This is a genomic window from Octadecabacter antarcticus 307 (assembly GCF_000155675.2).
Lineage (GTDB): Bacteria > Pseudomonadota > Alphaproteobacteria > Rhodobacterales > Rhodobacteraceae > Octadecabacter > Octadecabacter antarcticus.
On sequence record NC_020911.1, the window covers coordinates 1124171 to 1147424 of the forward strand.

The following is a 23254-nucleotide window of genomic DNA, read 5'->3' on the forward strand; positions in this document are numbered from 1 at the left end:
TATCAAATGAAAGTTGGATTTGTTGGTTTGGGGTCTGTGGGCGGAAAGCTTGCGGGATCGGTTCTGCGCAACGGGTTTGAACTGGCGGTGCATGACTTGGATGCGCAGCTCATTGCGGAATTTGTGGCGCGTGGTGCTGCGGATGGTGGGTCGCCCGCCGCCATGATGGCGACTTGTGATGTGGTGATTACCTGCCTGCCATCACCGCAGGCCTGCGCAGTTGTCGTTGAGGCGATGTTGCCAAGCGTTACACTAGGTAAGATTTGGCTAGAAATGTCGACCACAGATGCAAGTGAAGTCCAACGGCTTGGCGCGGCGGTGCGCCAGCGCGGCGGCTTTGCGGTGGATTGTCCGGTGTCTGGCGGCTGTCACTGCGCCGCGACGGGGAATATTTCAATCTTTGCGGGCTGTGATCGCGCCACATTCGACACTGTCTTGCCATTGCTGACCACATTGGGTCGGCGGGTGCTGCACACTGGCGATCTCGGGTCGGCCAGCACTTTAAAGGTGATGACGAATTATCTGGCAACCGCGAATCTGTTGTCGGTATGCGAAGCCATGGTGACGATGAAAGCCGCAGGGCTGGATATGGCAACGACCTATGAGGCGATCAAGATTTCGTCGGGAACGTCGTTTGTTCATGAAACCGAAAGTCAGGTCATATTAAACGGCAGTCGCGACATCGGGTTTTCTATGGGTCTTGTGAAAAAAGACATTGGGCTGTTTCAGGCTATCGCTGAGGCGCATGACGTACCGCTTGAAATCAGTCCGATGATGGTGAAAATTTTTGAAGATGGCATCGCGCGTTATGGTTTTGATGCGCAATCCGACGACATCATAAAGCGGTTGGAGGAGGCCACTGCGCTGGACATCACAGCCCCCGGATTTCCAGCGGAAATGGTCGATGATGAGCCCGAGGAGAGCGGCTATGAGGTGACACCGCAGCGTTAGGCGCTTTCCATGGCGGGTGTGCTTGGCTACAGGGGTGCGACCAGCAAGGGGATCGACATGTTGAATGATGGGGCAGATGAGATTGCGGATGATGATGTGATTGCGACGCTACAGGCGTCCGCTTTGCGTCGAATATTTGCCTATGGCGCGGTGTTCATACTGGGTGCGATGTTGATTTTGTTGGCGTTCGTGCAGCCGCCCGCCTTTGGCTGGCAGCTGTTTTTGGTGCTGCTCGGGGCTGGTGCGTTGGTGATCGCAGAGCGGTTGCGCCGCGCCACGTTACTCGGGTTGGTCTTAACCGGAAGAGATTTGCGCGACACGGCAGGACAGGTCCTGACAACCTTTGACAACATTAAATCGGTTGATCGCGGTGCGTTTGCGTTCAAGCCGTCCAACGGGTTCGTTTTGCGCCTGCATGAAAGCCAACCCCGTGTTTGGGCGCCTGGATTGTGGTGGCGATTTTCAACGCGGGTCGGTGTCGGGGGTGTTACGGCGGCTGGTCCGGCCAAATACATGGCTGAACAGATTGCGTTGCGGCTCGCCGCCTAACGATCACGCCTAACTATCAAGCGGACAGATACGATCTGCGACAGTACCGTTGTGGCTATAGCAAATACCATTTCCCCCTGCCCGTGGACGGGTAAAAACCGTGTTTTCAAACGTAAATCCGCCTAGGCCGATGCTGAAGTTCGGTTCATAATCGACCCAGGTTTGCACTACGATCAGCGTTTCTTGGTCGGGCATCACCGGGACTTCGTCGTTCGTCACCATGGCGTTCAAACCGGCATTGTTCAGATTTTCCGCGCCACCCTTATTTTGGGACCACACGACCGTATAATCATCTTCATCGGCGTCGTATTGAATTAATGAGACACGAAGTTTTGTCAGCGCCTCGGCATTCGTCAGAAACCGGTGCATGGGCCATATGTTTCCAATGAAAGTATTGTCGATCGGTTCAAATTCACGGCTGAGCGCTTCGGAGATTGTGTAATTGGCTTTCAGGTTGATTGACTGATTTCGAAAGGCGTCAAAGAAAACGAAGGTTGCCAAGACTGTCGCAAACAAGACTGGGAACATGATGATCGCCTCGACGACCACTGTGCCTTCTTCTTCACGTCTGAACCGACGCACGGTTGATTTTATGCGTTTCAACATATCAAGCTGGTTCCATCACGAAGGCGGTTGTGGACACAAGGCGGTAGTAGCCGCCGTCCATCCGCGACAAGAAATAGCCCAAGCCGAATTCGGGCAGCATGGGAACGAATTTACCGCAGGCGCGAACGATCATCATTTCGTTGGCGATACCGCTTTGAAAATTTCTTGCTGGCTGGAACGGGTAGCTCAGGTCAGTGCACGACGCTTCGCGTGGGATGGAATTTTCGGATTCTGACCCGGAATGGCGCAGATCAATCGGTCGCAATTCCAGACGCAGCATGGTCATGCAGTCAGGAATAATGGCGGCTGCGTTGCAGATCATGGTTTTGAACTGCTGCTCGGTGATGGGCGTTCCGGTGTTCAGGCGCACTTGGCGCACGGCCATGTCAATGCCGCGTTCCATCATAACGTGGCGCGTCATCAGCAGGCCAAGTTCGAACCCCGACACGGGCAGGATGATAAATGGCAGGAAGACCAAGGTGAATTCCACTGTCGGGTTGCCGTCTTCGTTCCGGCGGAAAAGCCGCAAGAAACGTGCCAGTAATTTGATCGCAAATGTCATGCCATCAATCCTTATTGGGTCAGTTTCAGATTGCGAATATCAGATGCAATCGCGGAGAACGCACCTGAGATGTCGGTTCCGTCCACGTCAAAGTAGTGGCTGGACGAGCTTGCGCAGTCTTGCAGCGCGGTTTGGCCACCGGACGGGGCTTCGAACGCAACCGTGTAGATTACAATGCCTTGGGCGCGGGCCGCAGCGCAGATGTTTGACAGGCGGGTATTGGCTTCTGAGCCATTCACAATGAGGTGGTCAATGGAATTGTCGGTTCCCCAATATTCGTTCCAAGACCACGCGCCGGCGTAATAAGCATCGAGGAAATAGTGGTTGTTGATCAAGAAATAGCTGCGATCAGCGAAAAGCTGCTGCCAGCTGGCGTGATATAATTCATCGCCATTGTCGACGTACCGCGTGCCTTCGCCGGGGCCGGATGCATCGACTGGCGACGCATTGACATAAGCTAAACGGCTATTGAACCCGTTCGGATAATCGCGGTAGCGCAAAGTTCCAGAATAGCCGTTCCAATAGAACCAGTCGTCCCAACGGCTGTTTGTTGCTTCACCCTGATATTGCACTGAAGTCTTGTTGAAGTCGACATCCCATAACGGTTGATTGACATCGTCAAGGTCAAACCAGACCGGTGACATGCCAGACTTATAGGGTTCCACAAGGTCCCACTGCTGGGTGTTCTGACCATCTGTCATCAAGACCAACACTTTAAGCACGTCCGCCTGTGTGTGCAGTTCGGGACGGCCATTGGCGATGGCGGGCACACCCGTGCCAGACGCCCCTGCCAAGCTGGAAATAAGGGACTGGGTGCTGGAATCCAGCAAAGCAACGCCCCACTTTACGCCCATATCAATGGCCGTATTACCGTATGCGTGCAGGTTATTGATTGCCGTGTGTAGATCGGCTTCGTTGGTGGTGTGCGGTTTTATCGCGTTTAGATCGCCAGCAAAACACCAAGTGTAATTGGGGTTGATTGGCATGTCGTTGCTTCCGCCGTAGGAGAAGTGCGACACATGATCATACGACGCACCAAGGTTCAGCGCGGTTGTCGTGAATTCAGTGTCGTCAAACATCGGGCAGGTTGAATACTCATGTGTCCGATTGATATTGAGGTGGGGGGCGATGTCTGTGCCCGGATTCACCACGGCGCTGTATGGGATCATCGAGATCGTGATCAAACCTTGCGGCGCATTGGTGTTGTTGGCCAGAACAGTTGTTACAAATTCACGGGCAGCAGGACGCAGGTTGGTCATCCGGTTGTTGCTGTTCATCGAACTCGACACGTCCAGAACGAGCGAAATTTCGACGTCCGACACACGTTCCTCGGCGGTGGAAGACCCGCTTACAGTGAGGGAGGACATTCCCGGCGTGAAGGGGGACGAAAAGACCTTCGGGAGGTCGTAGAAAAACAAGGGCATCGGGGCCGAGGCATTGGCGGTGACAATGCGGTAATTGATGCCTTGGTCTACAATGGGGTCGCCTTGCAGGAAATGCAGCATGCCCGCTTTGTCCATGTAGTCACGCACAACGTCTGCGGGGGCCATGACTTGGTCAAGATCTGCGGCCGCCAGTGTCGCGCGATCGAGTGAGCCTTGCAATTTGGCGCGGGTAGTTTCGTAGCGCATCAGGTCAACGGCCATGCCGCCGAACCACAAAATCATCACCATCATCATCAGGGAAAAAATAATTAGGGCACCGTCCTCGTCTTTACGAAAACGCTGAAAAATCCCCCTCTTCGGCATGTCTTGGGACATTATTTTGTTCGACTTCAGTTCCATAATACCCTTCCCTGCTGGGCCTGCCAAACGGCAACTCACACACAAACTTAACCGTTTACTTGCAGCTGCTTGAAACATTGACTGGTGGCAGAATTAGGGCGAATTGAGGCAGCATTTCGTTAATAGTTCGCCAATGTGAGAACAGTTCACAGTGATTGCGTGAATTGTTACCCGTCTGGGAGCAACTGAGAACAAACAGGGCAATTAACGCGCACCGCCTGCGGATCACGCATCTGCTTCGGGATGGGGTCCAAGTGTTCTTAAACTGCCTAACGATTAATCAGATAGTTACCGAAGGGTAGCGAATCATGTTTAACTTCTTAGCAAGTTGCTGCGCAGGACGCGCGGTAGCGCTATGCCGTGAAAGGGCCATCCATGAGCGATACAACCGTTGGTACACAAGAACCATCTTTCCGCGAAAGCGTGGATATCATGTTTAACCGTGCCGTCGCCTTGATGGATCTCCCCCCCGGCCTTGAGGAGAAAATCCGCGTCTGTAATGCAACCTACACCGTGCGTTTCGGCGTGCGACTGCGTGGAAAGATCGAAACGTTCACCGGTTATCGTTCGGTGCATTCCGAACACATGGAACCGGTTAAGGGCGGTATTCGCTTCTCGCTCGGCGTGAACCAAAACGAGGTTGAGGCGCTGGCCGCTTTGATGACGTACAAATGCGCGCTTGTGGAAACACCGTTTGGCGGCTCCAAAGGGGGGCTGTGCGTTGATCCGCGGGCTTGGGATGATGATGAAATGGAACGCATCACCCGACGTTTCGCCTATGAGTTGATTAAGCGCGACTTGATTAACCCCAGCCAAAACGTGCCCGCCCCAGATATGGGCACCGGAGAGCGTGAGATGGCGTGGATCGCCGATCAATACAAACGCATGAACACGACCGACATCAACGGGGCGGCCTGTGTGACAGGTAAACCCGCCCACGCAGGCGGCATCCAAGGTCGCGTTGAGGCGACGGGGCGCGGCGTGCAATACGCCTTGCAGGAATTCTTCCGCCATCCCGAAGACATCAAAATTGCTGGGCTGTCGGGCAAACTGGACGGCAAACGGGTTGTCGTGCAGGGTCTTGGCAACGTCGGCTATCACGCGGCATCGTTCCTCAGTGCCGAAGACGGCTGCATCATCACCGGTATTATCGAACGCGATGGCGCGCTGAGTGATGAAAAAGGTCTTGATGTCGAAGCCGTGTACGGGTGGATCGCCAAGCATGGTGGCGTCAAAGGCTACCCGACTGGCACGTACGTCGAAAACGGCGCATCTGTGCTGGAACAAGACTGCGAAATCCTGATCCCAGCGGCCCTTGAGGGGGTCATCAACCTTGGCAATGCCGCCAAAATCAAAGCACCGCTTATTATCGAAGCTGCGAACGGTCCCGTCACCGCTGGTGCAGATGAAGTCCTGCGTGACAAAGGCACGGTGATCATTCCTGACATGTATGCCAATGCCGGTGGTGTCACGGTGTCCTACTTTGAATGGGTCAAGAACCTCAGCCATATCCGGTTTGGCCGCATGCAGCGCCGCCAAGAGGAATCGCGCCACCAGCTGATCGTGGATGAGCTGGAACGCATCAGCAAAGACAGCTCCATCAATTGGACGCTGTCGCCCAACTTCAAGGAAAAGTACCTGCGCGGCGCGGGGGAGTTGGAACTGGTCCGTTCTGGCCTCGATGATACAATGCGCACGGCCTATCAGGCGATGCGCGACATGTGGCACAGCCGTGACGATGTTCACGATCTGCGCACCGCCGCCTATCTGGTGTCGATCGGTCGGGTCGCGTCGAGCTACCAAGCTAAGGGGCTTTAACGCCGCATTAAGGTTAACGCGGCTTCCCCCCAATCATCCCGCCCCAACATCCAACGTTTGGGGCGGGCGCACCGCATGGCGTTTCTGGGCGCTTCATCTTTGCCCAAAACCTCTCCCCGAACGGCTGCGGAGTAAATAAGCCAAACATCCAAGTTGAACACGGCCCGCACGCCATCCCCATATGCCATCCCCGTGCATAATTCCCGTGCGCCATCAAAGGCTATTGCGGACGCCGTGCGCATGGCTAGGGTCAACACAAGCGAGGGGACGTCATGGGCTATTCCGGTTTCAAAGTTATCAAAGAAGGGTTGTTCGGCCAAAAAGGCTGGAAACCCGTCTGGCGCAATCCTGAGCCCAAGCCTGACTATGATGTCATCATTATCGGTGGTGGCGGGCATGGTCTGTCGACGGCCTATTACTTGGCCAAAGAGCACGGCATCACCAATGTTGCGGTGCTGGAAAAGGGCTATCTTGGTAGCGGCAATATAGGCCGCAACACGACCATCGTACGGGCGAATTATTTTCTGCCGGGCAATTCTGAATTCTATTCCCATTCGTTGAAATTATGGGAAGGAATGGAACAGGACCTGAATTACAACACGATGATGTCGCAACGCGGCGTGCTGAACCTGTTTCACAGCGACGGGCAGCGCGATGCCTTCGTGCGGCGCGGCAACGCGATGATAAACCAAGGGGACGACGCCATTTTGCTGTCGCCCGAAGGCGTGCGCGAACAGGTGCCGTTCATTGATTTTGAAAACACCCGTTTCCCGGTTTATGGCGGTTTGTTGCACAAACGCGGCGGCACCGCACGCCATGACGCCGTGGCGTGGGGCTATGCGCGCGGCGCTGATCAGCGCGGCGTTGATCTAATCCAGAACTGCGAAGTCACCGGTATCGACATTGAGGGCGGTGTGGTCAAAGGCGTGCAAACCAGCCGGGGACCCATCCGCGCTAAAAAGGTCGCGATTGTCGTGGCAGGGCGCTCCAGCCAAGTCGCGCAAATGGCGGGCATGCGCCTGCCGATTGAAAGCCATGTTTTGCAGGCCTTCGTATCTGAGGGGTTGAAACCAGTCCTCAACAACGTCGTCAGCTTTGGCATGGGGCACTTCTATATCAGCCAGTCCGACAAGGGTGGCTTGGTCTTTGGTGGCGATCTTGATTTTTACGCCTCATATGCTGCGCGCGGCAATCTGCCCATGGCCGAACACGTGATGGACGCAGCGATGACGTTGATGCCCGCCATCGGCAAGGCGCGGGTGTTGCGCAGCTGGGGTGGGATCATGGATATGTCACCCGACGGATCGCCGATCATCGACAAGACTGACACGGGCGGGTTATTTTTGAATTGCGGCTGGTGTTACGGTGGCTTCAAAGCGGTGCCCGCATCGGGGTTCGCCTACGCGCATTTGATCGCCAAAGACACGCCGCACACCACGGCGGCTAAATTCCGCCTTGATCGGTTTGCTACCGGCCAAGGCCTGATCGACGAAGAGGGCACCGGCTCTCAACACAACCTTCATTAGGAAACGCAAATGCGCCTGCCTTGCCCCCTGTGCGGAGACCGTGATCGCCGCGAATTTTACTACCAAGGTCACGCTGTGATGTTGGATCGACCGCTGCGCGATGCGGGGGCGGCTGCATGGGACGACTATTTGCACAACCGTGATAACCCCGCCGGAGAGACCCGTGATTTATGGCACCACGAAGCGGGCTGCGGCGCGTGGATCGTGGTGACCCGCAACACTGTGACACATGCGGTTTTAGGCGCAGTTCTGGCCGAGAAGGCAAAAACATGAGGATCGCAGGCAGAGGATTTAACCGTGGCGCGCGCGCGGTGCCATTCACCTTTGACGGGCAATCCTACACAGGACGCGAAGGTGATACCCTCGCGGCAGCGCTGTTGGCAAACGACGTTCGCCTTGTCGCCCGGTCGTTCAAGTATCACCGACCGCGCGGTGTGCTGACCGCAGGCTCCGAAGAACCGAACGCGCTGGTCACGGTGGGGAACGGTGCCGCGCAAGACCCCAACATCCGTGCCACGACATTGGAAATCTATGACGGCCTTGCCGCACGGTCCCAAAACGCGTGGCCGTCGTTGAAACACGATGCCATGGCGATCAATGATCTGCTGTCGCCATTTCTAAGTGCCGGATTTTATTATAAAACCTTCATGTGGCCCAAATCGTTTTGGGAAAAGCTGTATGAACCTATTATCCGCCACGCCGCTGGCCTAGGCGCGCTTTCTGGTGCGACAAACCAAGACATCTATGAAAAAGCATTCGCCAATTGCGACGTGCTGATCATCGGGGCCGGGCCTGCGGGGATTATGGCTGCACTTACTGCGGCACAGGCGGGCGCGGATGTAATTTTGACCGACGAAGGCACGGCAGGTGGCGGGCGCCTGCTGACTGAAACCTATGACGTGAACGGCCGATCGGGTGAAGACTGGGCGGCAGAACAATTGGCCGCGCTTTCAAGCATGGAAAACGTGCGCATCATGACACGCACAACTGTGACTGGGGCCTACGACCAAGGCACGTTTGCCGCACTGGAAACCGTTCCATCGCGCAATCCGAACGCGCCGAAAGAATGTTTCTGGCGCATCGTCGCAAAGCGGTCAATCTTGTGTGCTGGGGCGCTGGAACGTCCCATCGCATTTCCGAATAATGACCGTCCTGGCATCATGCTGGCCTCAGCGGTGCGCGCATACCTCAACCGCTGGGGCGTCGCCCCGGGGCAGGCGGTGACGATATTTACCAACAATGACGACGCACACCGAACGGCGCTGGATCTCATTGATGCTGGCGTGACCGTTGTGGGTGTAATCGACAGCCGCGCGGACGCTGTAGCTTTGGGCGATTATCCAATCTTCGTGGCCGGGCAGGTTATCGCGACCAAGGGGCGGCACGGGCTGACTGGCGTCACCGTGTGCGACGCCAACGGCACGCACGATATTCAAACCGATTGTTTGGCGATGTCGGGCGGCTGGAACCCGACAGTGCATTTGACCTGCCACATGAACGCGCGACCCACATGGTCAGACGATATCCTCAGCTTTGTGCCGACAGACGGATCGATCCCGAATATATTGGTGGCAGGGGCCGCGCGCGGCGTCTTTTCAACGTTGGGATGTTTGGCGGATGGAATTGCAGTTGCCAACGACACGGTCCGCGAACTCGGGCTGACCGCGCAACAGATTGACACGCCAACAGCGGATGACAGCCCCTATCGCATTGAACCGCTGTGGCAAGTGGATGGTAAGGGGCGAAAATGGCTCGACTTTCAGAACGACGTGCATGTGAAAGACATCGCGCTGGCGGTGCAGGAAAATTTCCGCAGTGTTGAGCATATGAAACGCTACACGACGCAGGGCATGGCCACCGATCAGGGTAAGAATTCCAACGTTGTCGCCCTTGCGGTGCTGGCGGATGCGACGGGGCGTGGCATTCCTGAAACTGGCACAACCACATTTCGCCCGCCCTACGTGCCCGTCGCGATTGCCGCGATGGGTGCAGGGGCGCAAGGCCATGGGTTTGCGCCTGAACGCCACACCACGTCGCATAAAATCGCGCTGGATCAGGGTGCGCCGATGATGGAAGCAGGCCTGTGGTATCGCCCTAGTTATTTCCCGAAGCCCGGTGAAACCACATGGCTTGACGCCTGCAATCGTGAAGTGGCGATGGTGCGCAATCACGTCGGCATCTGCGATGTCAGCACGCTGGGAAAGATTGATATTCAGGGGCCGGACGCCGCTGCATTCCTGGATTTCGTCTATTGCAACACGTTCTCGACGTTGCGCGAAAACCGCGTGCGGTACGGGTTGATGCTGCGTGAAGACGGGCATGTGATGGACGACGGCACAACTGCGTGTCTTGGCCCGAACCACTATGTGATGACCACGACGACGGCGGCGGCGGGGCAGGTGATGAAGCACCTCGATTGGGTGAGCCAAGCTTTGCGCCCCGATCTTGATGTGCGATTTGCCTCTATCACCGAACATTGGGCGCAATTCGCAATTGCCGGGCCAAAATCGCGTGATCTGCTGAATTCTGTTTTAGACACACAGATTGATGATGAAAACTGGCCGTTTATGGCCTGTGGTCCAGTCGATATTGCGGGTTTTCAGGGCCGATTGTTCCGCATCTCATTCTCGGGCGAACATGCTTATGAAATCGCCGTCCCATCGCGCTATGGTGCGTCGCTGTTTCGCCTTCTTTGCGCACAGGCCGAAGCGATGGATGGTGGGCTGTATGGTCTGGAAGCGCTCAACGTGTTGCGGATCGAAAAGGGCTTCATCACCCATGCGGAAATTCATGGCCGCGTCACCGCAAACGACATCGGTTTTGGCCGTATGGTGAGCCAGAAAAAAGACTGCATCGGTAATGCGATGTCACAACGTCCGGGGCTGTTGGAGGTTGATCGTGAACTGCTTGTCGGGCTGAAACCCGTTGAAATAACCGGTAAATTAACCGCAGGGGCGCATCTATTTGTAGACGGCGCAGACGCAGTCAGCGCAAATGATCAAGGCTACGTCACCTCGGTTTGTTACTCGCCTACTTTGGGCCATGACCTCGCGCAGGCGTTCCTGAAAGACGGCCCGAACCGCCACGGTGAACACATCATGCTGGTCGATCATCTGCGCGATATCCAGACCCTGTGTGAGGTGTGCCACCCCGTCTTTTTTGACCCGAAAGGGGAACTTGCCCGTGGTTAAATTGATCGCAAATTCGCCCTGCGCTGGGCTGCTGCCAAAGACCATTGGCACGGTCTCATTTACTGAAATCGACGTGGGTCAGATGACGTTGGTGGCACCGTTTAGGGGCCAGAAAAAATCTGTCTCGGACGTGCTGAAATCAGCAATTGGTGTTGGGTTTCCAGCCCCGAACCGCACAATTGGCACGACGCCACGTGCCGTTTGGTGCGGTAAGGGGCAAGCATTGATTATGGGGGCAGACTGTCCTGACTTGGATGGTGCGGCCTGCGTTGACCATTCAGACGCGTGGGCGATTGTGTTGCTCGACGGGGCGGATGCCACGGCTATTCTTGCGCGCCTTACTCCGATTGATCTGCGCTTATCGATGTTCAAACGGGGCCACACCGCCCGCACTTTGATCGGTCATATGACGGGCGGCATCACACGTTTGGGCCTGCAAAGCTTTGAAGTGATGGTGATGCGATCAATGGCGGCAACTCTGGTACACGATCTGACGCAAGCGGCGGAAAATATGGCGGCGCGGGCGGGTTCCCCGGATGGGCAGGGGACGACCTAGCAGAAGATGATCACTGGCATTTTGATCGTGACAGTCACGCTGCGTGCTTCTAAGTTAATCAATGATTGCCGTTTGCGCGACAGAAATGTCTGCAGGTAGCGCCGCGTCGTTGGGGTCCAGCCGTTCAGCCTACATCGCGGCAAAATCCATTGGTGTGCTGCCGGTTTCCATCTGACTGATGGGTAGAATAGCAAAGGCGGTGGCAATCAGGGGCGGGCGAAAAAATGGCAGCACTTAGCTGGATCCTCGCAATTGAATAGCGCAAGAATGGCCTAGCCTGCGCTACCGCGGACGTCAAGAATTCCTAGCTGGACGTCACTGGGCTAATCTTTGCCAAGACGCTGCGCTGGGTGACTTGGCCCAACGGCGTGCCATTCTCAATCACCGTCAACGCCCCAAATTGGCATAAACTGTCGATGACATCCGACACTGGCGTTTCTGCGTCAACCTCATGTCCACCTAATCCCCAATCGGGTTCGGCAATCATCACATCGCGGGCGCAAAGCACACCAAGTGGGTTCATATTTGCCACAAAATCAGCGACATAGCCATTTGCAGGGTTTGAAAATATTTCACGCGGGGTGCCGCACTGCACAATGCGTCCGCCTTCCATAATGGCGATGCGATTGCCAATTTTAAACGCTTCGTCCAGATCATGGCTGACGAAAATGATCGTTCGGTTCAGCCGCTGTTGTAGATCAAGCAGTTCGTCCTGCAGGCGCGTGCGGATTAGTGGATCAAGGGCGCTGAACGGTTCGTCCATCAACAAGATTGGCGCGTCCGTCACGAATGCGCGCGCAAGGCCGACGCGCTGTTGCATGCCCCCCGATAGCTCCCCGACCAGCGCATCGGCGCGATCCGCCAGGCCAACCAGTTCCAATTGTTCATCTACTTTGCGGCGGCGGTTCACCTTTGTCATGCCACCAAGTTCCAGACCCAGCCCGACGTTGTCGCGCACGGTGCGCCATGGCAGCAAACCAAACGCCTGGAACACCATCGACACGCATTCAAGGCGCAGTTTGCGCAGCTCGGATGGGGGGGCGGACCCGACTTCGCACGCCCAGTCACCGTCATGGACCTGCACGGCGCCGCGCGCGACAGGGTTCAATCCGTTAACGGCACGCAAAAGCGTCGATTTACCAGATCCCGACAGCCCCATCAGCACCAAAATCTCACCCTTATTCACGTCAAGTGAACAATTATGCACGCCCAGTATTTGCCCGCAGGCGTTCTGAATTTCGCCTCGATCCATGCCTTGATCCATCATCGGCAGGGCCACGTCCGGATCACTACCAAAGACGATAGACACGTTTTGGAATTCAACCGCTTTTATCATTTTGTCCTGCTCGTTGTTTTGATCTGCCATTATTTTGATCCAACGCGCAGCATACGATCTAGCATGATGGCAACCACCACGATAATCAGCCCGGATTCAAATCCTTTGGCGGTGTCGACGGTGTTAAGTGCGCGCACAACAGGAACGCCCAAACCGTCCGCACCAACCAATGCTGCGATGACGACCATCGACAGCGACAGCATGATCGTTTGGTTCAATCCTGTCATAATCTGCGGCATCGCGGACGGGAGTTCGACCTTGACCAGTTTTTGGCGTTTAGTGGCGCCAAATGCGTCCGCGGCTTCAAGCAAGGATTGTGGGGTGGATGAGATGCCCAAGTGGGTTAACCGGATCGAAGCAGGAAGCACGAAGATCACTGTGGCGACCAATCCGGGCACCATACCGATGCCGAAAAATACAATGGCGGGGATGAGATAGACAAACGTGGGCAATGTTTGCATCAGGTCGAGAACAGGTCGCATCCACGCATACAGACGCGGCCGGTGGGCGGCGCCAATGCCAATAGGAACGCCAATCGACATGCAAACGACGCAGGCCGACAACACAAGGCTAAGACTTTCGGCGGTTTCTTCATAATAGCCTTGATCGATGATGAATAAAAAACCGAACGCGATCAGGGCGACGATCGCCCATTTGCGATGCAGGACATAGGCAAGTGCTGCAAACAACGCGACGACCAAAAATGCATGGGTCTGTTCCGTCCAGAACGACACGAAGGGTTCAAACCGACGGCCGTTGATCCAATTGATCCCTGGTGGGCGCAACATAAGCGCCAGCAGAACCTCGATAAAAACCTCAATCAAGTCGGAAAACCCGTCAAGAAAGGGTGCGGCACCCTCTTTGATATATTCGAACCCGTCTCGTGCAGTGGTGCCTACGGGTAGTTTTTCGTCTGTCATACCAAGGATGCGCTGCGGCGCCCACGTGATGAACCAGAAAACTGCGGGGATCAGCCAGACTATGAAATCCCACATGGCGACCACGCACCACCATAGCCCATGGAAAAGGGCGATGATCGCGTCCCAGATGTTGTGCAATACGGTCATATATCCCCCAAACCCTAAAAAGGGGCCGTCGTAAAACGGCCCCTTATCAGTCGTTTACATATCCAGCGCGGCTTGTACGGCGACAGCCGCGTCGCCGCCGTCGAGTGTTGTCACACCGTCGAGCCACCCCATGACGACGTCAGTGTTGCCGACCAACCACGCGGTTGCTGCATCGCGTGGGTCGGTTCCATCATTCAGGATCGCACCCATGATTTCGTTTTCCATGGCGAGGGTGAATTCAAGATTTTGCAACAGCTTGCCGACGTTCGGGCAGGCGTCGACGTATCCTGCTGTCGTGTTTGTGAACACTGTCGCACCGCCCAGATCGGGGCCGAACCAATCATCGCCACCTTCCAGATAAGTCATGTCGTAGTTGGCGTTCATCGGGTGCGGTTCCCAGCCGAGGAACACAATAGGTTCATCGCGATCGGACGCGCGGCCCACTTGCGTCAGCATGCCCGCTTCCGATGATTCGACCACTTCCATGTCCGCGCCGTCCAGTCCAAACGCATCTGATGCGATCATATCGATGATCAAACGGTTGCCGTCATTGCCAGCCTCGATGCCGTAGATCTTGCCTTCGAGTGCATCTGCGTTTGCCGCAATCGCATCAAACGACGTGATACCAAGTGCCGCACCTGCCGCGTTTGTCGCCAGTGTATATTTCGCACCCGTGAGGTTTGCGCGAACGGTATCAACGCTACCATCTTCGCGGTAAGGCGCGATATCGGCCTCCATGGTTGGCATCCAGTTGCCAAGGAAAACGTCCACGTCGCCTTCGGCAAGGGATGTGTAAGTCACTGGAACAGAAAGGACTTTGATGTCCGTCTCGTAGCCCAGTGCGTCGAGAACAACAGTCGTGGCGGCTGTTGTCGCGGTGATGTCAGTCCAGCCGACGTCAGAAAACGTGACAAGACCGCAGTCTGCGTGGCCGTCAGCCGAAACAGCGCCAGCCGCACAAATGGCGAGGATTGAAAGAGTGGATTTCATGGTAGTCTCCCGTGTTGGTTTTTTCTTGATTGACGAGTCAATAAAGAACGATTTAACTCACTTGGCAATAACTTTGAGGATGTGATGCCTAAGCTTGGGATGGAGCCTATACGCCGCGCGGCTTTGGTTAAAGCCACCATTGACGTGATTGGCGCACAAGGATCGTTAGAAGTGACCGTTAGTCAGATCGCCAAACGCGCAGGCATGTCGTCGGCGTTGGCGCATCACTACTTTGGTGGGAAAAATCAGATTTTTCTCGCAGCGATGCGGCAAATCCTGCGTGATTTTGCTGTTGAGGTTCGTGAAAAACTGCATGCCGCCCACACCCCGCGCGCCCGTGCCGAAGCCCTGATTGCCGCGTCTTTCGCGCCATCGTGTTTTGCACCTGCGACCGTCAGCGCATGGATGACGCTCTATGCGCAGGCGACGACGCAGCCTGACATGCATCGGCTTTTGCGGCTGTATCAACGGCGTCTCCAGTCCAACCTGACACACGCGTTGCGCCCGCTATCGCCCTCGCCGATTGACGACGCGACAACCTTGGCGGCCTTGATCGACGGGTTGTATCTACGCGCAGCATTGGCGCGGAACACGGCCCCAGACACGGCGCATGCCACGGCCCTGCGCGCCCTTGATCGACTGACTGGAACACCCCAATGACCAAGCCGAATATCCTCATCATTATGGTTGATCAGCTGAACGGAACGCTGTTCCCTGACGGCCCCGCCGATTGGCTGCATGCCCCGAACCTGAAAGCTTTGGCTGCGAAATCGACCCGCTTCAAGAATGCCTACACTGCGTCGCCTCTCTGCGCGCCGGGCCGTGCATCGTTCATGTCAGGCCAACTGCCAAGCCGGACACAAGTCTATGACAACGCAGCTGAATTTGCGTCTTCAATTCCGACCTATGCCCACCATCTGCGCCGCGCGGGGTATCAAACCTGCCTGTCTGGAAAGATGCATTTCGTTGGTCCAGACCAACTTCACGGGTTTGAAGAACGCCTAACGACAGACATCTACCCACCCGATTTTGGCTGGACGCCGGACTATCGCAAGCCGGGCGAACGCATCGACTGGTGGTATCATAATATGGGGTCTGTCACCGGTGCGGGCGTTGCTGAAATTACCAATCAAATGGAATATGACGATGAGGTTTGCTACAATGCGACCCGCAAATTGTATGATCTGTCACGCGGCAAGGACGACCGCCCTTGGTGCCTGACCGTGTCGTTTACCCATCCGCATGATCCCTATGTTGCGCGTAAAAAATACTGGGACCTATATGCGGATTGCGACCACCTTTTGCCTGACGTCGGGCCCATGGCATATGCAGATCACGACGCCCATTCGCAGCGTATCCTGGATGCAAACGATCACGGAAACTTTGACATCACCCAAGATCAGGTGCGCCGCGCCCGCCGCGCCTATTTCGCCAACATCTCATACATCGACGATAAAATCGGCGAAGTCCTACAGACGCTCAAGGACACCCGCCAAGACGCCACGATCCTGTTCGTCTCTGACCATGGCGACATGCTGGGGGATCGCGGATTGTGGTTCAAAATGTCCTTCTTTGAAGGGTCTGCGCGCGTGCCGTTGATGATTTGCGCGCCGCAAATGCCTGCCGGATTACTTGAGACTCCGGTTTCAAACATCGATGTCACGCCGACGCTTTGCGACCTCGCGGGGGTGTCGATGGAAGAAGTTATGCCATGGACGATCGGCATGTCGCTGGTCCCGATGGCAAATGGCGTTGAACGGACCGAACCGGTGGCAATGGAATACGCAGCCGAAGGATCATATTCACCAGTTGTCTGCCTGCGCTACGGCAGATGGAAATACACGCGCTGCGCACTCGATCCAGATCAGTTATTTGATATTGAAGCCGATCCAAATGAGCGAAACAACCTCGCAAATGTTGCAAAACATCAAGGCACGTTAGACCAATTGCGTGCGAAATCTGAGGCCCGTTGGGACCTTGCTGCATACGATGCGCAGGTCCGCGAAAGCCAAGCGCGCCGCTGGGTGGTCTACGCTGCATTGCGCAACGGTGACCACTACCCGTGGGATCACCAGCCGCTGCAAAAAGCATCCGAACGCTACATGCGCAACCATATGGACCTCAATACTCTAGAAGAAAACCAACGCTTTCCGAGAGGCGAATAACATGACCTACGACATTCAACCAACCGCCAGCCACTTTATCGACGGAGCGTACGTCGAAGACACCAGCGGCACACCGATCCCTGTGATTTGTCCGGTTTCGGAAAAACAGATCGCGATTGTTTACGCCGCGACACCGGCCATTATCGAACAAGCACTGGCCGCCGCGACCCGTGCACAGGCGGCTTGGGCTGCAATGACCGGAACGCAGCGTGGCCGGGTGTTGCGCCGGGCCGCCGATATCATGCGCGAACGCAACTATGATCTCAGCGTACTTGAAACCAATGACACCGGCAAACCACTGCAAGAAACTCTCGTTGCGGATGCGACATCAGGTGCCGATGCGCTGGAATATTTTGGTGGGCTGGCGGGCAGTCTGACCGGTGAACACATCCAATTGGGGAGCGATTTCGTTTATACCCGTCGCGAAGCATTAGGCGTTTGCGTTGGTATTGGTGCGTGGAACTACCCGACCCAGATCGCCGCATGGAAGGCCGCGCCTGCGTTGGCCTGTGGCAATTCAATGGTCTTCAAGCCGTCCGAACAGACACCACTGTGCGCGCTAAAAGTTGCGGAAATCCTGTTTGAGGCGGGCGCGCCCGCGGGCATCTACAACGTGGTACAAGGCATGGGTGAGGTCGGCCACACCCTCATCACAGACCCGCGCGTTGCCAAGGTTTCCTTGACCGGATCGGTGCCCACGGGTCGCAAAGTATACGCGGCCGCTGCGGCTGGAATCCGTCATGTGACGATGGAATTGGGCGGCAAATCCCCCATCGTCATCTTTGATGATGCAGACCTTGAGAACGCGGTGAGCGGCGCAATTCTGGGCAACTTTTACAGCTCGGGTCAGGTCTGTTCAAACGGCACGCGCGTGTTCGTTCAGTCCGGCATAAAAGAGGCATTTTTAGCCCGCCTCAGCGCGCGTCTGAAAGACGTCAAAATGGGCGATCCGCTAGACGAAAGCGTTAATTTTGGCCCCATGGTGTCCAAACGCCAGATGGAGATTGTGCTGGGGTTCATCGCCAAAGGCATCGCCGAAGGTGCGCGTTTGGTGGCTGGCGGGGGGCGCCAAGGCGATATGGGGTACTTCCTGCAACCCACTGTTTTTGCAGATGTAACTGATGAAATGACTATTGCAACAGACGAAATATTCGGACCAGTCATGAGCGTTTTGGACTTTGAGGATGAGGACGATGTTTTGACCCGCGCCAATGCCACTGACTTCGGCCTCGCCGCTGGGGTGTTTACCAATGATCTTAGCCGCGCGCACCGTATGGTCGCGGGATTTGAGGCTGGAACAACCTACATCAACACCTACAATGTCTCCCCCGTAGAGGCCCCGTTTGGTGGGTCGAAACTGTCCGGTGTTGGGCGTGAAAACTCCAAGGCGGCGATCAATCATTACAGCCAGTTAAAGTCGGTTTACGTCGGCATGGCCCCAGTTGAGGCACCGTTTTAAATGAAAGCTGAATACGTCATCGTTGGTGCGGGCAGTGCGGGTTGCGCCATGGCTTACCGCCTTGCCGAAGCCGGTAAATCCGTCATCGTAATCGAAACTGGCGGCAGTGATGTTGGACCTTTTATCAACATGCCCGCCGCGCTGTCCTATCCAATGAGCATGAAACGCTACGATTGGGGCTATCAAAGCGAACCCGAACCCCACCTTGGCGGGCGTAAACTAGCCTGTCCACGCGGCAAGGTCATTGGTGGATCATCGTCAATCAACGGCATGATTTACGTGCGTGGCCACGCCCGTGATTTTGATTACTGGGCGGAAAATGGTGCGCACGGTTGGGCCTACGCCGACGTCCTGCCGTATTACAAGCGCATGGAAGACTGGCACGACGGTGGGCGCGGCGGCGACGCGGATTGGCGCGGCCAAGGTGGGCCTTTGCACGTTACCCGCGGACCCGGCGATAACCCGTTAACGCAGGCCTTCATAAAAGCAGGCGGGCAGGCCGGGTATCAGCTGACGTCGGACTATAACGGTGAACAGCAAGAAGGCTTTGGCCCGTTCGATGCCACCATCTGGCAGGGCAAACGCTGGTCTGCGGCGTCGGCGTATTTGCGACCAGCCCAAGCGACAGGGAATTGTGAAGTCGTCCACGGCACTGCTGCGCGCATCGTAATTGTCGATGGCCATGCAACGGGCGTTGAATTGACCGATGGTCGCAGTGTCTCTGCGGACGCAGAAGTCATCATCGCGGCCTCTGCGATCAATTCGCCCAAACTGCTCATGTTGTCGGGCATTGGGCCTGCCAAACACCTGTCAGAACATGGGATTGCAGTTGTGGCCGATCGCGCTGGAGTTGGACAAAACCTACAAGACCACCTTGAACTTTATGTTCAGATGGCCGCAAAGGGCCGTCACAGCCTTTACAAATACTGGTCTTTATTGGGCAAAGCACTGGTTGGTGCGCGGTGGTTGTTTACAAAAACAGGCATTGGCGCGTCTAACCAGTTCGAGGCATGTGGTTTTATCCGATCAAAGGCCGGCTTGGACTATCCTGACATTCAGTTCCATTTCCTGCCGCTCGCCGTGCGCTATGACGGTGTCGGCGCACGCGAGGGATATCAGGCCCATGTCGGTCCAATGCGGTCCAAATCACGTGGGGCGGTCACGCTAAATTCAGCTGATCCCAACGATGATCCGAGCATCTTTTTCAACTACATGTCGCACCCTGATGATTGGGATGAATTTCGCGCCTGCATCCGCCTCACACGTGAGATTTTCAGCCAGGATGCTTTTACGCCTTTCGCCTGCGAGGAACTGATCCCCGGCGTTGATGCGCAATCGGATGCGGCCTTGGATGCAACAATCCGCGCGCACGTAGAAAGCGCCTATCACCCGTGTGGCACCTGCAAAATGGGCAGCGCAGACGATCCTGATGCGGTCGTTGATCCGATGGGCCGCGTGATTGGCGTGACCGGATTGCGGGTCGCGGACAGTTCGATCTTTCCGCGCATCACCAATGGCAATCTGAACGCGCCATCCATCATGGTGGGCGAAAAAATGGCAGATCATGTGTTGGGAAAACAACCAATTGCGCCCAGCAATGATGCACCATGGATTCACCCTGACTGGAAAACAGCGCAACGTTAACCTCGGGCTTGGTTCTCGCTTGCATCGGGCCACCGTTAACACTTAATTAACGGAATGATCCGGTTTTGTTCTCTTCTCATTCTTCTCGCCACGCCTGCATTTGCGGATTTTAGTGGACCTGTTCACGTGGTGGATGGCGACACTCTGCATGTAGGCAATGTTACTGTGCGCGTTCACGGAATAGATGCACCCGAAACCGACCAAACCTGCAATGACGCACAGGGTCGCAGCTGGCCCTGCGGCGCGTTCGTAACAGAAGAAATCAGCCGACGTTTTGAAGGCGAAACAGCCACTTGCGACCTTATCGAACTGGATCGATATGGCCGCAGCGTCGCTAAGTGTTTTGTCGGTGGTCGCGACGTGGGCGAACAGATCGTTGCAGACGGTTTAGCACACGCCTATCGCCAATATTCAATGGATTATGATTTAGCGGAAAAATCAGCCCAGGTGCTTGGACTTGGGCTGTGGGCAGGCACCATGCAATCGCCAGCCGCCTTTCGCGCAGATCGACGTGCCGCAGCCCTTGCCGCAAACCCGCCATCCACGCCGACAGACGCTAACTGCTTCATAAAAGGAAATATTTCGGGGTCTGGCCAGATATATCACATGCCACACAACCGCGATTACGACAGAACCCGCATCAATGAAACCCGCGGTGAACGCTGGTTCTGCACCGAAGCGGACGCGCGAGCCGCAGGCTGGCGCGCGGCGCGTAACTAGCTGTCAGGAGGGGGCGTCCCCTCAACAGTCGCCTGAAAATTATCGAAAAACTGACCGGCCATCTTTTTGGCAAACCCGCCAACAATCCGGCTGCCAAGTTGCGCCAGTTTGCCGCCTATTTTGGCGTCCACCGTGTAGGACAATTCAGTGCCGCCCTCGACCACGTCTAACGTCACATCTGCGGCACCCTTTGCGAATCCGGCGACACCACCTTTGCCTTCACCTACGATGCGGTAACTTTGCGGCGCGTTGACGTCTTCCAGCGTGACAGCGCCTTTGAATGTTGCCTTCACGGGGCCGACTTTTTGTTTAACAACAGCCTCAAACCCCGTCTCAGACGTGCCAGTCAATTCTTCACAGCCGGGAATACAGGCCTGCAACGTTTCGGCATTGTTCAAATGCGCCCAGACGGTTGCGCGGTCCGCTGCGATGATGCGTGTGCCGTTCAGTTCCATGACAGTTGCTCCTATTCAAGTTGGTACGGTAGCATGCCGCGTTCGTTTGGGTCCACGCGAAGTTGGCTTGCCAATGGTGGCACTGATCGGTGCGGGCAGGCGTTGCGTTCGCAGATACGACACGAAATTCCGATCGGGACAAACGCTGCCGCGTGCTCCACCATCATGTGATCGGCGTAGACCAATGCACTGGCATGTTTGACCTCGCAGCCAAGCCCGATTGCATAGCGCCGCGTTGGGATGCCCCATGCGCCACCGGGTTTGCTGACATCCCGCGCAAGACAGAAATATCGAACGCCGTCAGGGGTTTGCGCCAGTTGTCGCAACCAACGGCCGGGGGTTTCAAAGGCACTGTGCACATTCCAAAGTGGGCAGGCCCCACCGAACCGCGCGAACTGCAATTTCGTTGCCGAATGGCGCTTGGTGATTGTTCCGGCTGGATCAACGCGCACGAAAAAGAACGGGATACCCTTGGCGCTGGGGCGTTGCAGTGTCGATAATCTATGGGCAACCTGTTCTAGCGACGCGCCAAATTGATCCGCCAAGCGTTCCAAATCGTGGCGCGTTTCCTGCGCCGCTGCCAAGAACGCACGATACGGCATCATCGCGGCACCGGCAAAATAATTTGCTAGGCCAACCTTGGCGATACCGCGGGCCTGCGGCGATTGGAATCGCGCCAGATCCAGCGTCGCCTCTAGCAGTTTGTCCTGTTTGATCAGCGCGACTTGCAACAAAAGCTGGAACCGCTGGGTCGCAGGGGTCGATTTGGTTGACAGCGACAGCACATGCGTTTGCGGGTCATAATGGCGGATTGCGCCATCGTCGTAATGGACAACCCGCACGCCGCTTTCGGCCAATGCGCGCCGCGCTGCCCCGTCGATGTCACCGTCCGCTTTGGTCGCAAATCGTTCTGCGGCGTGATCCACTGCATCAATGTAATTGTCACAATAGTGAAAGAAATCGCGCACTTCTTCCCATGGTGACGGCGACAATTGACTGTCTTCGCGCCCCAGTGCTTCGTCCAATGACGCCAAGCTTTCATGGGTTTGGCGATAGGCCGTGTGCAATTCCAGAAAGGCGCGCGCAAGGGCAGGGGCGTTGGATGCGGCCAGTCGCAAATCTGCAAGTGGCGGTGTGGGGCCAGCAAAAATCGGGTCGGCCAGTGCCTCGCGCATGTCGCCGACAAGACGCGCCTCATCGCCCGATTGCAGTTCGGTCACGTCGAACCCAAATTCCTGTGCTAGTGCCAAAACCACTGTCGTCGACACGGGTCTGTTGTTGTTTTCCATTTGCGACAGGTACGGGATGGAGACACCGAGGTGTTGCGCGTAGACCGCCTGAGACATGTTAAGTCGTTGACGTAGCTCACGAAGTTTCGCACCTGCGTACACTTTCTTAGGCATGATGGTTATCCTTGGTTCGTGCCACAGGTCACAAGATGTGTCCCTTGTCGTATGACATCTCGCCCAACTGGTAGCTGAACAGGAGCGCGCCTAGGGTTGCGATGGGTGTTGACGTCAGGACCAACCCTCCAATGAAGGGAATGATCGACAGGTAGATGTACAACTTGGGGGTCATGATGTGGCTCCTGATCTGGGATAATCGTAACAGGTCATGAGCAGGTGGTGTAGCTTGTTCTTCTCGGGATACTTGAGGTGAGGCGCCCCTGGATTTGCAGACGCTTTGCGTGGTAATTTTGGAACCAAGGGGACAGTGATGTCAGGACTTAGATTTATAGATGAGTTCAAGCGTGACGCGGTCGCCCAAGCGGCGGATCGGTGATAATCGGTTGCAGAAGTTTCTGCGCGTTTTTTGCTGAGCATCGACCACTCTTTTCGGTTCGCGCCAGCGTAGAATTTATGTGGTGCGAATTTT

Annotated in this window: 21 protein-coding genes; 12 read left to right on the top strand and 9 right to left on the bottom strand. The window is 55.9% G+C overall.

Translation table 11 applies throughout. The features are described from left to right. Positions 1–6: 6 nt before the first annotated feature. Together OAN307_RS05715 and OAN307_RS05720 are read left to right on the top strand one after the other, a co-directional pair. Entirely contained in the window at positions 7–951 is a 945-nt protein-coding gene (locus OAN307_RS05715; RefSeq protein ID WP_015498867.1) for an NAD(P)-dependent oxidoreductase, read from the top strand. Positions 952–1008: 57 nt separating this feature from the next. After that, on the top strand, positions 1009–1500 hold the full coding sequence (locus OAN307_RS05720) for a hypothetical protein (protein WP_015498868.1): 492 nt from the start codon (positions 1009–1011) through the stop codon (positions 1498–1500). A 9-nt stretch (positions 1501–1509) separates the two neighbouring features. Here OAN307_RS05720 and OAN307_RS05725 read toward each other — a convergent pair whose 3' ends face one another. From OAN307_RS05725 to OAN307_RS25080, 3 genes are read right to left on the bottom strand one after another with little or no spacing between them, the layout of a single operon-like run. Beyond that, positions 1510–2106 carry a TadE/TadG family type IV pilus assembly protein gene (locus tag OAN307_RS05725; protein WP_015498869.1) on the bottom strand — a complete coding sequence of 199 codons (597 nt, stop codon included), beginning with the start codon at positions 2104–2106 and terminating at the stop codon, positions 1510–1512. Between the two features lies 1 nt (position 2107). Next, complete coding sequence (locus OAN307_RS05730; RefSeq protein ID WP_015498870.1) at positions 2108–2668, bottom strand: TadE/TadG family type IV pilus assembly protein; 561 nt, start codon at positions 2666–2668, stop codon at positions 2108–2110. Between the two features lie 11 nt (positions 2669–2679). Further along, positions 2680–4452: a TadE/TadG family type IV pilus assembly protein gene (locus tag OAN307_RS25080; protein WP_015498871.1), complete on the bottom strand. Its 1773-nt coding sequence runs from the start codon at positions 4450–4452 to the stop codon at positions 2680–2682. Between the two features lie 375 nt (positions 4453–4827). Between OAN307_RS25080 and OAN307_RS05740 the strand changes: the two genes are divergently transcribed. The 5 genes from OAN307_RS05740 (at position 4828) to OAN307_RS05765 (ending at position 11543) form a co-directional block, all read left to right on the top strand. Then, the gene (locus OAN307_RS05740; RefSeq protein ID WP_015498872.1) at positions 4828–6270 is read left to right on the top strand and encodes a Glu/Leu/Phe/Val family dehydrogenase; all 1443 of its coding nucleotides are present in this window, start codon (positions 4828–4830) and stop codon (positions 6268–6270) included. Positions 6271–6542: 272 nt separating this feature from the next. After that, positions 6543–7796, top strand: coding sequence for a sarcosine oxidase subunit beta family protein (locus OAN307_RS05750; protein ID WP_015498873.1), 1254 nt, complete (start codon positions 6543–6545; stop codon positions 7794–7796). A 9-nt stretch (positions 7797–7805) separates the two neighbouring features. Then, a complete protein-coding gene (locus OAN307_RS05755; protein WP_044043277.1) occupies positions 7806–8069 on the top strand; it encodes a sarcosine oxidase subunit delta in 264 nt (87 codons plus the stop codon). Then, positions 8066–10987 carry a sarcosine oxidase subunit alpha family protein gene (locus OAN307_RS05760; RefSeq protein ID WP_015498874.1) on the top strand — a complete coding sequence of 974 codons (2922 nt, stop codon included), beginning with the start codon at positions 8066–8068 and terminating at the stop codon, positions 10985–10987. The genes OAN307_RS05755 and OAN307_RS05760 overlap by 4 nt, the downstream gene beginning before the upstream one ends. Continuing rightward, complete coding sequence (locus OAN307_RS05765; protein ID WP_015498875.1) at positions 10980–11543, top strand: sarcosine oxidase subunit gamma; 564 nt, start codon at positions 10980–10982, stop codon at positions 11541–11543. Before OAN307_RS05760 ends, OAN307_RS05765 begins: the two co-directional genes overlap by 8 nt. Positions 11544–11847: 304 nt before the next feature. Here the strand turns inward: OAN307_RS05765 and choV are convergent, their stop codons facing one another. The 3 genes from choV to choX are packed head-to-tail and all read right to left on the bottom strand — an operon-like array spanning position 11848 to position 14936. Continuing rightward, the gene (gene choV / locus OAN307_RS05770) at positions 11848–12909 is read right to left on the bottom strand and encodes a choline ABC transporter ATP-binding protein (protein WP_015498876.1); all 1062 of its coding nucleotides are present in this window, start codon (positions 12907–12909) and stop codon (positions 11848–11850) included. After that, positions 12909–13946, bottom strand: coding sequence for a choline ABC transporter permease subunit (choW, locus tag OAN307_RS05775; RefSeq protein ID WP_015498877.1), 1038 nt, complete (start codon positions 13944–13946; stop codon positions 12909–12911). Before choW ends, choV begins: the two co-directional genes overlap by 1 nt. A 54-nt stretch (positions 13947–14000) precedes the next feature. Next, the gene (choX, locus tag OAN307_RS05780) at positions 14001–14936 is read right to left on the bottom strand and encodes a choline ABC transporter substrate-binding protein (RefSeq protein ID WP_015498878.1); all 936 of its coding nucleotides are present in this window, start codon (positions 14934–14936) and stop codon (positions 14001–14003) included. Between the two features lie 84 nt (positions 14937–15020). Between choX and betI the strand changes: the two genes are divergently transcribed. The 5 genes from betI to OAN307_RS05805 are packed head-to-tail and all read left to right on the top strand — an operon-like array spanning position 15021 to position 20924. Continuing rightward, positions 15021–15596, top strand: coding sequence for a choline-binding transcriptional repressor BetI (gene betI / locus OAN307_RS05785; RefSeq protein WP_015498879.1), 576 nt, complete (start codon positions 15021–15023; stop codon positions 15594–15596). Continuing rightward, positions 15593–17101, top strand: a complete 1509-nt coding sequence (betC, locus tag OAN307_RS05790; RefSeq protein WP_015498880.1) for a choline-sulfatase — start codon at positions 15593–15595, stop codon at positions 17099–17101. The genes betI and betC overlap by 4 nt, the downstream gene beginning before the upstream one ends. A gap of 1 nt (position 17102) precedes the next feature. Then, on the top strand, positions 17103–18560 hold the full coding sequence (betB, locus tag OAN307_RS05795) for a betaine-aldehyde dehydrogenase (RefSeq protein ID WP_015498881.1): 1458 nt from the start codon (positions 17103–17105) through the stop codon (positions 18558–18560). Further along, positions 18561–20204: a choline dehydrogenase gene (betA, locus tag OAN307_RS05800; RefSeq protein WP_015498882.1), complete on the top strand. Its 1644-nt coding sequence runs from the start codon at positions 18561–18563 to the stop codon at positions 20202–20204. A gap of 54 nt (positions 20205–20258) precedes the next feature. Beyond that, the gene (locus OAN307_RS05805) at positions 20259–20924 is read left to right on the top strand and encodes a thermonuclease family protein (RefSeq protein ID WP_015498883.1); all 666 of its coding nucleotides are present in this window, start codon (positions 20259–20261) and stop codon (positions 20922–20924) included. Here the strand turns inward: OAN307_RS05805 and OAN307_RS05810 are convergent. The 3 genes from OAN307_RS05810 to OAN307_RS28805 are packed head-to-tail and all read right to left on the bottom strand — an operon-like array spanning position 20921 to position 22957. Further along, positions 20921–21379, bottom strand: coding sequence for a CoxG family protein (locus OAN307_RS05810; protein ID WP_015498884.1), 459 nt, complete (start codon positions 21377–21379; stop codon positions 20921–20923). The two genes, OAN307_RS05805 and OAN307_RS05810, sit on opposite strands and share 4 nt — an antisense overlap. Positions 21380–21390: 11 nt before the next feature. Continuing rightward, a complete protein-coding gene (locus OAN307_RS05815) occupies positions 21391–22782 on the bottom strand; it encodes a helix-turn-helix transcriptional regulator (RefSeq protein WP_015498885.1) in 1392 nt (463 codons plus the stop codon). Between the two features lie 28 nt (positions 22783–22810). Beyond that, positions 22811–22957: a hypothetical protein gene (locus OAN307_RS28805; protein WP_187292545.1), complete on the bottom strand. Its 147-nt coding sequence runs from the start codon at positions 22955–22957 to the stop codon at positions 22811–22813. Positions 22958–23254 lie beyond the last annotated feature (297 nt).

Bases quoted from the DNA above. Each gene is read 5' to 3' on its own strand.
- choV (WP_015498876.1), bottom strand. From the start codon at position 12,909: ATGGCAGATCAAAACAACGAGCAGGACAAAATGATAAAAGCGGTTGAA.
- OAN307_RS05760 (WP_015498874.1), top strand. From the start codon at position 8,066: ATGAGGATCGCAGGCAGAGGATTTAACCGTGGCGCGCGCGCGGTGCCA.
- OAN307_RS05810 (WP_015498884.1), bottom strand. From the start codon at position 21,379: ATGGAACTGAACGGCACACGCATCATCGCAGCGGACCGCGCAACCGTC.
- betB (WP_015498881.1), top strand. From the start codon at position 17,103: ATGACCTACGACATTCAACCAACCGCCAGCCACTTTATCGACGGAGCG.
- betC (WP_015498880.1), top strand. From the start codon at position 15,593: ATGACCAAGCCGAATATCCTCATCATTATGGTTGATCAGCTGAACGGA.
- OAN307_RS05755 (WP_044043277.1), top strand. From the start codon at position 7,806: ATGCGCCTGCCTTGCCCCCTGTGCGGAGACCGTGATCGCCGCGAATTT.
- OAN307_RS05805 (WP_015498883.1), top strand. From the start codon at position 20,259: ATGATCCGGTTTTGTTCTCTTCTCATTCTTCTCGCCACGCCTGCATTT.
- OAN307_RS05750 (WP_015498873.1), top strand. From the start codon at position 6,543: ATGGGCTATTCCGGTTTCAAAGTTATCAAAGAAGGGTTGTTCGGCCAA.
- OAN307_RS05720 (WP_015498868.1), top strand. From the start codon at position 1,009: ATGTTGAATGATGGGGCAGATGAGATTGCGGATGATGATGTGATTGCG.
- OAN307_RS05715 (WP_015498867.1), top strand. From the start codon at position 7: ATGAAAGTTGGATTTGTTGGTTTGGGGTCTGTGGGCGGAAAGCTTGCG.
- OAN307_RS05730 (WP_015498870.1), bottom strand. From the start codon at position 2,668: ATGACATTTGCGATCAAATTACTGGCACGTTTCTTGCGGCTTTTCCGC.
- choX (WP_015498878.1), bottom strand. From the start codon at position 14,936: ATGAAATCCACTCTTTCAATCCTCGCCATTTGTGCGGCTGGCGCTGTT.
- betI (WP_015498879.1), top strand. From the start codon at position 15,021: ATGCCTAAGCTTGGGATGGAGCCTATACGCCGCGCGGCTTTGGTTAAA.
- betA (WP_015498882.1), top strand. From the start codon at position 18,561: ATGAAAGCTGAATACGTCATCGTTGGTGCGGGCAGTGCGGGTTGCGCC.
- OAN307_RS05725 (WP_015498869.1), bottom strand. From the start codon at position 2,106: ATGTTGAAACGCATAAAATCAACCGTGCGTCGGTTCAGACGTGAAGAA.
- OAN307_RS05815 (WP_015498885.1), bottom strand. From the start codon at position 22,782: ATGCCTAAGAAAGTGTACGCAGGTGCGAAACTTCGTGAGCTACGTCAA.
- OAN307_RS28805 (WP_187292545.1), bottom strand. From the start codon at position 22,957: ATGACCCCCAAGTTGTACATCTACCTGTCGATCATTCCCTTCATTGGA.
- OAN307_RS05740 (WP_015498872.1), top strand. From the start codon at position 4,828: ATGAGCGATACAACCGTTGGTACACAAGAACCATCTTTCCGCGAAAGC.
- choW (WP_015498877.1), bottom strand. From the start codon at position 13,946: ATGACCGTATTGCACAACATCTGGGACGCGATCATCGCCCTTTTCCAT.
- OAN307_RS25080 (WP_015498871.1), bottom strand. From the start codon at position 4,452: ATGGAACTGAAGTCGAACAAAATAATGTCCCAAGACATGCCGAAGAGG.